Source organism: Paenibacillus xylanivorans (assembly GCF_001280595.1).
GTDB lineage: Bacteria > Bacillota > Bacilli > Paenibacillales > Paenibacillaceae > Paenibacillus > Paenibacillus xylanivorans.
This window is the reverse complement of the sequence record NZ_LITU01000033.1, coordinates 14,235-23,638: the sequence shown is the minus strand read 5'-3', so window position 1 is coordinate 23,638 and position 9,404 is coordinate 14,235. Positions and strand designations below refer to the sequence as shown.

Sequence of the window (9,404 nt, the reverse complement as noted above, 5' to 3'; positions counted from 1 at the left end):
TGGGACCATGTTCTTGTCCCTCGACATACATTTATTCTTATATTATCGTTGTTTGGTCAGCCAGCTTTTTTACATATGAAATAAAGGCCTATTCTCTCGAAGAATAGGCCTTTTTATACGTATATTTAGTTACTCACAAAAGCGGCTTTTCTTGTTACTAATTAATGACCTAAGGCTTTAACATCATTTCTAAATTGGTCTATTGCATTCTCTATTTTCTTAACATCATTTACTGTGATGTCAGATGGTTTGATGTTTATAACCTTCCAGGCTTTCCCATAAACGGTTTGCATTGCTACGATTGCACCCTCATCTTCATCGAGAGGGGTAAGCGAACCATAAGGTTTTGTTAAATTCCTGAACTCTTCAATAAGAAAAGCTACATTAATTATTTCCTTATCCGTAATTTTACTATCATTAATCAAAGTTGAGAACCGATATTTAATACTTGCTGCTCTCTCGTCTATACCGGCAAGCTGCGATTGTTGTAGACCTTCAATTTTGCTGGTAAGAGCATGATATTTGCTCGCTGTAAGTAATGAGTAAACCCCAACAATTATTGCTAGCCCAATAACCAGCCAAATTAAGATATTCTTTTTCATGGTTCACCCTACTCTTTTCCAGTAATTTTGAAGTAGTGCGTAGCTTGACGCGTATACACATCGACAGGATAGTAATAAGAGATATCATTTGTTGTATAAACAGTGTAATAAGCTTTGGCGCTTGCTTGTAAATTTCTAGTGACACCATCAGGAACATCGTAATAGAATACAAAGTTCGAAGGTGCTCCGATTGATTTGGGTTTGTAACCTTCTTTATAGGTTCCTGTTGCAGAATCGTAAACGCCTGCGGTATATTTATCAGCATTTGCAACGCCAACGCTAGGCGGTATCTCTGTTTTATCTTTTGAGACTCCTGTCAGGTAAATTGATGCGGAACGATTTAAGTCATCTATGTTATAACTAACTTTACCTGGTGCCTCAGTTAGGAAAAAGAAAGCCGTATCAATAACATCACCTAAAAACGGTATCTGCAGTCCTTCAGCTAACCATCCTAGACTAGGAATGGCTGTGCTAGAAGATTCTTTCGGTAATATATTGGCAGGTGCAATAAAATTATCGACAGCAGTTTGCGACTTAAACGTCGTTACGATTTTGGAATTTGCTACATTTGTAGCTCTTATGTCCCCTGGCATTTTATAGTTACGGCTATACCACTGTTGAACTATGCCATTACGAGTGTAAGTTTTAAGTCTCGCTTTACCTGTGAACCCATCATAGAGAACAGAACTGGAAACAGCAATTGTAGCAGCGTTGTTCTCTTGTATTGTTCCGTTAGGATTGAAATTTATCTCACCAATCCCGGTTTCATAACCAAAACCTTTATAAAAATACTTTTCATATGCGGCAGAAGCACTTTGTGGGTCCATTGAAAAAGTGATAATAGCTAAAATAACGACGAACAAAGTAATATTATGTTTTTTCATTGTTGGCTTTCTCCATAAATAATCTCATTAATTTGATCCCAATCATTCTTAGTTAGAAATGCTTCCCCAAAAGGAATGAATGCAGTCTCACCGATAGCTCCTGAAGTTAAAGCAACATCAATTTTCTTAGTTTCAGGTTCAAATCTAATACTCAAGACTGCTTCTTCTTCGTTAATCTTGTTCTTTAATTGAACTGAAACACTCCCGATGTATACTGTTCGATCATCATATTTCACTTCTCGGAAAACATCTTTACCTGTAAAATTGAAAAACTGTTTTTCTTCTTTTAATTTCAACTTTCCTGAGATGTTCCCATTATAGAATGTCATCTCAGGAGAGATTTCTTCATCTTTTTGAAGTTCAACATCTAAAACAAGTTGTGATTGTTTTTCTTTACCAAATTTCTTGTTGTTTTCAACAGTCAGACTATTACTTTTAAACTGTTCTAATAGTTCATCATTTGACTTAATATTAAATTTGTAAGTGTTGTTGTTTTTGTTTCCTGTAAACCCCGAAGAAATCAGAACGATAGCGAAAAGAGCAATCGCTATTCCAAAAATGATCTGTATCTTCTTCATTTCTAAATCCACCTCATGTTATTTTGTATAGTATGGTCTATTATTCATGGTCCGGACAAATGATAATAGCAACATATTAGCGGATAACTCTCCAAGAAAAGAAAGTATTGAATCAAAAACTATATCTTGGAATTATCGCTAAAGTGCAATCATGAGTATATCAGAGACACTGCTCATTTATAAATATTCAATTTCTAGTAAAAAATGATTATTTTTCCATTGAAAAATATCGATTGGGACATTTACACAATGGATTAATGTCATCGAACTGATGAGTTTATCAAAAGTATATGTATGCTTCCAGTACTCCATAGCTACTTTGAATCTGATTCTTCATGTAGCAAATTTTAAAAGAATTATTTATGACACGATAACTCAACAAAAGAGTGAGTAGCATGCTAAACTACAGAATATTCTTTTCTTTTTCAACTAACGTTTCCCGTTAGTTTAACGAACTTTTATAAATAGTGGTTATAATAGTTTTCAGATAATTAATTTTCATATGTTTCACAAGCAGGACTAGAATCAAAGCCGTCATTACAATCCATCATAGCAAAGAACCGCTAACCCATATCTTTATGGATTAGCGGCTAAAAAATTTCTCTCTTCATAAAAACTTCAACAGATTTTTGAAGTATCTTATATTCAATAGTTTGGACCACCGCGTTTAGGGCTTTATTGAAGGTCCGGAGTACTTTGTGGCGATTAGCTGGTAATGAGCTCCTTGTAACTCTGATCAATACATCGCCTTTGGCGAGCCTGTAGTCAAAAGTGACACAACACTTCTACCTGTATAATGCTGCTTATTGAGGTTTTAATTACATTTCTTCTCATTTAGATACCCATCTAAACGGTAATCGGACTATGTTCTTGTCCATTCCGGCAATCGGTACAAGTTCTTGTCCTTGGCTCGGGACACGAACTTGTACCGATAAAATAAAAAAGCCGCTATAATAGCGACTTCAATGGGACCATGTTCTTGTCCCTCGACAACCATATCATATTATTTGCAGCAATGCTGCTTAAAGACCAGTTAAACTGTGGTGAACTGGCACATCGGAATAGAACTGGGTATAATCGATGACAGTCCAAGGCTTATAAGCCATGTTTGGCAATGGAATGAAGAAGATTGAGTACTTCAAAGATGCCATTCATTGGTTCCCCTCCAACACAATTTACATCCATGATGTGTACCATATAATACTGCATATTTTGATTGTTTTCGAAAACAATAGTGTAGATAAAATAGAATAAGCGGGGACCATGTCCCCGCCCTCCATATTGAAAAGTTAATTATCCGCGCAAAATCGCTTCGATTTGCTCAAGTTCTTCCGCGCTAAGCTCCGGTGCATTTAATGAGGCGACCGCATCCTCAATTTGGCTTTCCTTTCTGGCGCCGATCAATGCAGAGGTCACTCTACCGCCACGAAACACCCAGGAGAGGGCCAACTGCGACAGCTTCCTTGGAAAAGCCAATCTTTTCGGAAGCACATACTTTCGTTGGATCTAGCGCAATCTTCGTCATGAAGCTGCATGCGTTTCAAGTTAGTTTACGCTCTTATTGTAGCGAAAAGGCAGGTCCAAACGTATGTCAGCATGAAAGCAGTTTGTTTGGTCACCCTTTTTCTAGAAGACTTGAACGACTTCATGAATGCCATCCACTTCTTCAAAAATGGCACGTTCAATACCAGCCTTCAATGTGATCGTTGCACTAGGACAGCCGTTGCACTCTCCCAAGAATTTTAATTTAGCCACTCCATACTTAACCTCAACCAATTCAGCATCCCCGTTATCGCGCATTAAAAAAGGACGCAGTTTTCTCAATACATCGTCTACCTCTTCGAACAATTCCTCAGAATCTCTCATTTTATGACTCCTTTCATAGAGGCTGTGCTATCAGCTTCACTGTTCGCACTTCCTTAATCAATGGCTTTCTCTCGATCATTCTTTCCTCTAGTTCATCAATCATGTCTTGATAAATCGCTTGATAAAACTTAATTCTTCACTAGTGTAACGTTCTAGAAATCGGAAGTACCGATCTTGTTCCTGCTTATGCAGCTTTCCGTGCAGTACATATAATTCCAGCGCTTTTGCCGTTAATCTGAAGTGGATTTCCTTCTTGTTATCGTTAAGACGGATACGCTCAATAAAACCATCTTTTAATAATGTGGTCGTTATCTTTGTTATGCTTGCTTTCGTTAAATCCATTTTTTCGGCAAGTGTTGTATTGTTGATGGGCCATTATAGCCAATAAAGTCAATGACGTGTACAGCTGTAATATTAGCAGGATATTCGGAAATCCCCTGCTCTTTGACGCTTGCAGCTAGAATCAAGAAGAATTGCGCGATGTTACTTGGCGATTTTTGCGAAATATTCTAATGTTCTAACCAGTTGCGCGGTGTAAGACATTTCATTATCGTACCAGGCTGCAGTTTTCACTAGTTGCTGGTCGCCAACTGTTAGAACTTTTGTTTGAGTGGCATCAAAAAGAGCACTGCCGCTGTTCTTCTTTGCACGAGCAGCCGCCCGCATGGCGTTTTCCACACTCGGATTCGTACAATACATCGGGCCGACAATCATGCTGTTACTGAGCGTATTTGTGTTCAAGGAATCGGTTTCGTCTACCCTTCTCGTCGGTTTTGCACTCATTTGGACAGCGCTTGTTATATACGCTGTGGCATCAGTTCGTGGCACAAAAGTCACGAAGGTGAATGTGCACCATGATAAAACCTATGTATGACGAGGCCTTCAGGTGTTAGACAGTACAACATATTAATGAAAGCGTCCAAACGATGACAGATGTCACCCGAGAACTGAAGATTAACCATGACACAGTGTATGGTTCTCCAATAATAAGCTGCCCGTTCAACACAATGTGTTAAACCGCGAGTTCCAAGCGACGAAGCTCGAAGAGAAATGGGGCAGCGATATCATCTATGATTGGAACGCGGAAAGATGGCTGTTTTGGGCCAAGCCTGTTGGTTAGCCAAAAAAGGTACAAAAGCCGCCTCATTCGGTAAATTGTTGTACTCCTGCAATCTCCCGAAACGAGGCGGCCTCATGAAAAAGCCTACTTCAATATCCAGCATTCTTCAATATATTGATTCCGGAAGAAACCATCCTTCCCTACTAAGCGAGATGCACTACGTCGATGTTGCGCGGAAATTCACCGTATATAAGTTATATTTGTTATTGGCGGAAGGCTGCCTTCCAGCAGTGGAAGGGATTTCGAGGATGGGGAGCAGCGGATGACGCGTAGCGGGCATGCAAGGTTACCACTCCACCATTTCTTCAAGCGTTTGCTTACTCTCATGATCAGACTCTACAATCAAAAAAAACGGCCACCTGCCTTGGGCTACCGATAAGGGGCTAAAAGCAGGGGTACAGCAACATGTCGGACTTATTGGCGACCGTGGAGGACTCTACAACGTTCCAAAACAACAGGATATAAACCCGATTTAAAACGCTGCCCTCATTTGCTGGACCTGGAGTACATCCTGGTCGCAACAAATACTTTTATTTCGATAATATACCTCCAAAATGTTGAGAGAGATCATATAAGCATCTTATTCTCTCTACGCTTCCAAGCACAACTGATTAACTATTTTTCAAACAACAATTCTGTAAATAAAATGCAAAGGATGCTGTATTCATTAGCATGTGCTTGTTATCCCCATCCAATTTGCTGAGCAAAATGCCTCCTTCCAACAAGGAAAATGCAAATGAAGCAAGCGCATCCGAATCCAGATCTCCCCTAAACTCCCCAGCTTTAATCCCGTCACGAATAATACTTTTCATCATATCCAAGAAGGTATGCAGCCCCTGCCTTGCTCGACCATAAAGTTCCGCATGAGTATCGACACTTTCTACAGCTGTATTCTGCATGGGGCATCCGCCAATAAATGGTGGATTATCGACAACATCTTCATATACACGAAAAAATGCAAGTAACCTCCCAGACGCAGACTGCTCTTGGTCGACCGCCTCAGCAAATTTCCCGCTAACCAGACTGGCAGCGTAATTGTAGGCTTCAAGCGCAATCTCATCTTTACTTGTAAAATGTCGATAGATGCCCCCTTTCTTAATTCCGGTATCGGCAATAATATCATTTAACGATGTACCGGCATATCCTCTCTGATTAAAGATTGCTGCCGATTTCATAATAATGTGCTCTCTTGTTCGATCTCCTTTTTTCATGGGTTCCTCCGAATGACTTATTCTAATCTAACATTATATCAAATTTTACGTCCGAAACCTTGCCAATGTCTTAAATCCTGATATAATAAAGGTACCGATCGGTATCTTTTATTTTAAAACAAACCCATTCCAAAGGCAAACTTGTTTGGCTTCGGCTCAGTGCTTACCTTTAAGTTCTATTGGACAAACTTATGTGGAATGGATTTCGAACGAAACAGGAGGGTTATTCAATGAGTGTAAAAGTAGGCATTAATGGTTTTGGGCGAATCGGAAGACTCGCTTTTCGTCGAATTCAAGAGGTGGAAAATATCGAGGTTGTGGCCATAAACGACCTGACTGACGCAAAAATGCTGGCCCATCTGCTCAAATATGATACTACGCAAGGCACTTTCCATGGTGATATCGAAGTTCATGATGGAGTCTTTACTGTTAACGGTCAAGAAATTAAAGTGCTGGCTAACCGCAACCCTGAAGAAATCCCTTGGGGCGAGCTTGGCGTAGATATCGTACTCGAATGTACAGGTTTCTTCACCACCAAAGAAAAGGCCGAGCTTCACCTGAAAGGCGGAGCAAAAAAAGTCGTTATTTCCGCTCCGGCAACAGGCGACATGAAGACCATCGTGTATAACGTAAACCATGAAATACTGGACGGAACGGAAACCGTCATCTCCGGTGCTTCTTGCACAACGATCTGTCTCGCTCCCATGGCTAAGGCTTTGAACGATACATTTGGAATTCAGTCTGGGTTGATGACTACCGTTCACGCCTATACAGGCAACCAGAATACTCTTGATGCGCCAGATTCAAAAGGAAACTTCCGCGCAGCACGGGCTGCAGCAGAGAACATTGTTCCTTACTCCACCGGCGCTGCTAAAGCCATAGGCCTCGTTCTTCCTGAATTGAAGGGGAAACTTGATGGTGCATCTCAGCGTGTACCTGTAGCAACAGGCTCCGTAACAGAACTCGTAGCTGTTTTGAACACGAAGGTTACGGTTGAAGAAGTTAATGCCGTTATGAGAAAAGCATCAGATCCAGAAACATACGGATATACTGAGGACGAGATCGTATCTTCCGATGTTAGAGGAATGACATTTGGGTCTCTTTTTGATGCAACTCAAACAAAAGTTCTAACCGTTGGCGACCAGCAACTGGTGAAAACTGTTGCCTGGTACGATAATGAAATGTCTTACACCGCGCAACTGGTTAGAACATTAGAATACTTTGCAAAACTCGCCAAGTAACATCATTGCAGTTCTTCTTTACCCTAGCTGCAAGCATCAAAAGAGCAGGGTTTATATGCACTGTACGGAAAGCTGCATAAGCAGGAGCAAGATCGGTACTTCCGATTTCTAGAAAGTTATTCCAGGTGAAGAGTTAAGTTTTATCAAGACATGATTGATGAATTAGAGAAAATGCGAACGGTGAAGCTGATAGCACAGCCTCTATGAAAGGAGTCATAAAATGAGAGATTCTGAGGAATTGTTCGAAGAGGTAGATGATGTATTGAGAAAACTGCGTCCTTATTTAAACCGCGATGGTGGAGATGCCGAATTGGTTCAAGTTAAGGATGGAGTGGCTAAACTAAAATTCTTGGGAGAGTGCAACGGCTGTCCTAGTGCAACGATCACATTGAAGGCTGGTATTGAACGTGCCATTTTTGAAGAAGTGGATGGCATTCATGAAGTCGTTCAAGTCTTCTAGAAAAAGGGTGACCAAACAAACTGCTTTCATGCTGACATACGTTTGGACCTGCCTTTTCGCTACAATAAGAGCGTAAACCAAACTTGAAACGAATGCAGCTTTATGATGAAGATTGCGCTAGATCCAACAAAAGTATGCGCTTCCGGAAAAAACGGCTTTTCCAAGTGCTTCAAAGGATCACGTTTCAAATCACATTTAGGAGGAACATTCATGTATAATGCCAGCTCCACCCGATATGACAAGATGACATATAACCGTACTGGCCGCAGTGGCCTGCTCCTGCCAGCTATTTCGCTAGGTCTGTGGCATAACTTTGGCGGGATCGATAACTTCGAGAACGGCAGAGCGATGGTGAGAAGAGCCTTTGATCTGGGAATCACCCATTTTGATTTATCCAACAACTACGGGCCTCCTGCCGGTTCCGCAGAAGAGACTTTCGGACAAATCCTGAAGAAGGATTTAGCCGCTTATCGTGATGAACTGATTATCTCCAGCAAAGCCGGATATTATATGTGGCCAGGCCCTTACGGAGAATGGGGCTCCAAGAAATATCTCGTATCCAGTCTGGATCAAAGCTTGCAACGGATGGGACTGGATTATGTAGACATTTACTACCACCACCGCCCAGACCCTAACACGCCGCTGGAAGAAACGATGTCTGCATTGGATCTGCTTGTTCGCCAAGGCAAGGCCCTGTATGTCGGCATTTCGAATTACAGTGCGGAAGATACCCGCAAAGCATCGCAAATCCTGCGCCAGCTCGGAACTCCATGCCTGATTCATCAGCCGAATTACTCGATGCTGTCCCGCTGGATTGAAGGCGGCTTGCAGGATGTACTGGACGAAGAAGGTATTGGAAGCATCGTGTTCTCACCGCTGGAAAAAGGCATCCTGACTGACCGTTATCTAAACGGCATCGCAGCCGATTCCCGTGCCGCCGGACCAAGTGTCTTCCTTTCTGAAAAAGAGCTTACGGATGATGTCCTCGGTAAAGTACGGAAACTGAACGATCTTGCCGCTGCTCGCGGACAGAAAATGTCGCAGTTGGCTCTCTCCTGGGTGCTTCGCGGCGGCAGAGTGACTTCCGCCCTGATTGGAGCCAGCAAGGTAAGCCAAATTGAGGATGCGGTCGCCTCCTTGAATGCACCGGAACTTAGTGCAGAAGAGCTGGAGCAAATCGAAGCCATTTTGCCCGGATAGTTTACTTTTCAATATGGAGGGCGGGGACAACGGTCCCCGCTTATTCTATTCTATCTACAGCCCATGCATGGGCTTGCGCTCTACTGAGCCTTTACACTCTACTCCTTGTTCATCCCTTTTCATTACAGGTTTATTTTCCGGATCATGCTCTGGAGTTGTCAACAAAAGTGCAGTTTAAAAACACACACAACAAGCTGATGGCTGCTTGCGGCGTTATATTAGCTCCACTCTATGGCACACTG

10 protein-coding genes and 2 pseudogenes are annotated in these 9,404 nt (G+C 41.7%); 3 read left to right on the top strand and 9 right to left on the bottom strand.

Going from position 1 to position 9,404, the window contains the following annotated elements:
• Positions 1-161 precede the first annotated feature (161 nt).
• From AMS66_RS03605 to AMS66_RS03570, 9 genes and pseudogenes are all read right to left on the bottom strand, one after another.
• Positions 162-602, bottom strand: a complete 441-nt coding sequence (locus AMS66_RS03605; RefSeq protein ID WP_053779487.1) for a hypothetical protein — start codon at positions 600-602, stop codon at positions 162-164.
• An 8-nt stretch (positions 603-610) separates the two neighbouring features.
• Entirely contained in the window at positions 611-1,486 is an 876-nt protein-coding gene (locus AMS66_RS03600; RefSeq protein ID WP_053779486.1) for a hypothetical protein, read from the bottom strand.
• Entirely contained in the window at positions 1,483-2,064 is a 582-nt protein-coding gene (locus AMS66_RS03595) for a hypothetical protein (protein WP_053779485.1), read from the bottom strand. Before AMS66_RS03595 ends, AMS66_RS03600 begins: the two co-directional genes overlap by 4 nt.
• 1,293 nt (positions 2,065-3,357) lie before the next feature.
• Positions 3,358-3,528 (bottom strand): annotated as a pseudogene (locus AMS66_RS31555) (aldo/keto reductase); the annotation flags it as partial.
• Positions 3,529-3,690: 162 nt separating this feature from the next.
• The gene (locus AMS66_RS03590) at positions 3,691-3,930 is read right to left on the bottom strand and encodes a NifU family protein (protein WP_053779191.1); all 240 of its coding nucleotides are present in this window, start codon (positions 3,928-3,930) and stop codon (positions 3,691-3,693) included.
• A 99-nt stretch (positions 3,931-4,029) separates the two neighbouring features.
• Positions 4,030-4,272: a MarR family transcriptional regulator gene (locus AMS66_RS31550; RefSeq protein WP_082350555.1), complete on the bottom strand. Its 243-nt coding sequence runs from the start codon at positions 4,270-4,272 to the stop codon at positions 4,030-4,032.
• A gap of 141 nt (positions 4,273-4,413) precedes the next feature.
• Positions 4,414-4,557 (bottom strand): annotated as a pseudogene (locus AMS66_RS32200) (type I glyceraldehyde-3-phosphate dehydrogenase); the annotation flags it as partial.
• Between the two features lie 437 nt (positions 4,558-4,994).
• Positions 4,995-5,153, bottom strand: coding sequence for a hypothetical protein (locus tag AMS66_RS33050; protein WP_201782132.1), 159 nt, complete (start codon positions 5,151-5,153; stop codon positions 4,995-4,997).
• 508 nt (positions 5,154-5,661) lie between these two features.
• Positions 5,662-6,261 (bottom strand): TetR/AcrR family transcriptional regulator, encoded by a 600-nt coding sequence (locus AMS66_RS03570; RefSeq protein WP_053779481.1) that lies wholly within the window; start codon positions 6,259-6,261, stop codon positions 5,662-5,664.
• A 230-nt stretch (positions 6,262-6,491) separates the two neighbouring features.
• On the opposite strand from AMS66_RS03570, the gene gap reads away from it, so the two are divergent.
• From gap to AMS66_RS03555, 3 genes are all read left to right on the top strand, one after another.
• Positions 6,492-7,502 (top strand): type I glyceraldehyde-3-phosphate dehydrogenase, encoded by a 1,011-nt coding sequence (gene gap, locus AMS66_RS03565; protein ID WP_053779480.1) that lies wholly within the window; start codon positions 6,492-6,494, stop codon positions 7,500-7,502.
• Between the two features lie 220 nt (positions 7,503-7,722).
• Positions 7,723-7,962: a NifU family protein gene (locus AMS66_RS03560; protein ID WP_053779479.1), complete on the top strand. Its 240-nt coding sequence runs from the start codon at positions 7,723-7,725 to the stop codon at positions 7,960-7,962.
• A gap of 210 nt (positions 7,963-8,172) precedes the next feature.
• Positions 8,173-9,162, top strand: a complete 990-nt coding sequence (locus AMS66_RS03555) for an aldo/keto reductase (protein WP_053779478.1) — start codon at positions 8,173-8,175, stop codon at positions 9,160-9,162.
• Positions 9,163-9,404 lie beyond the last annotated feature (242 nt).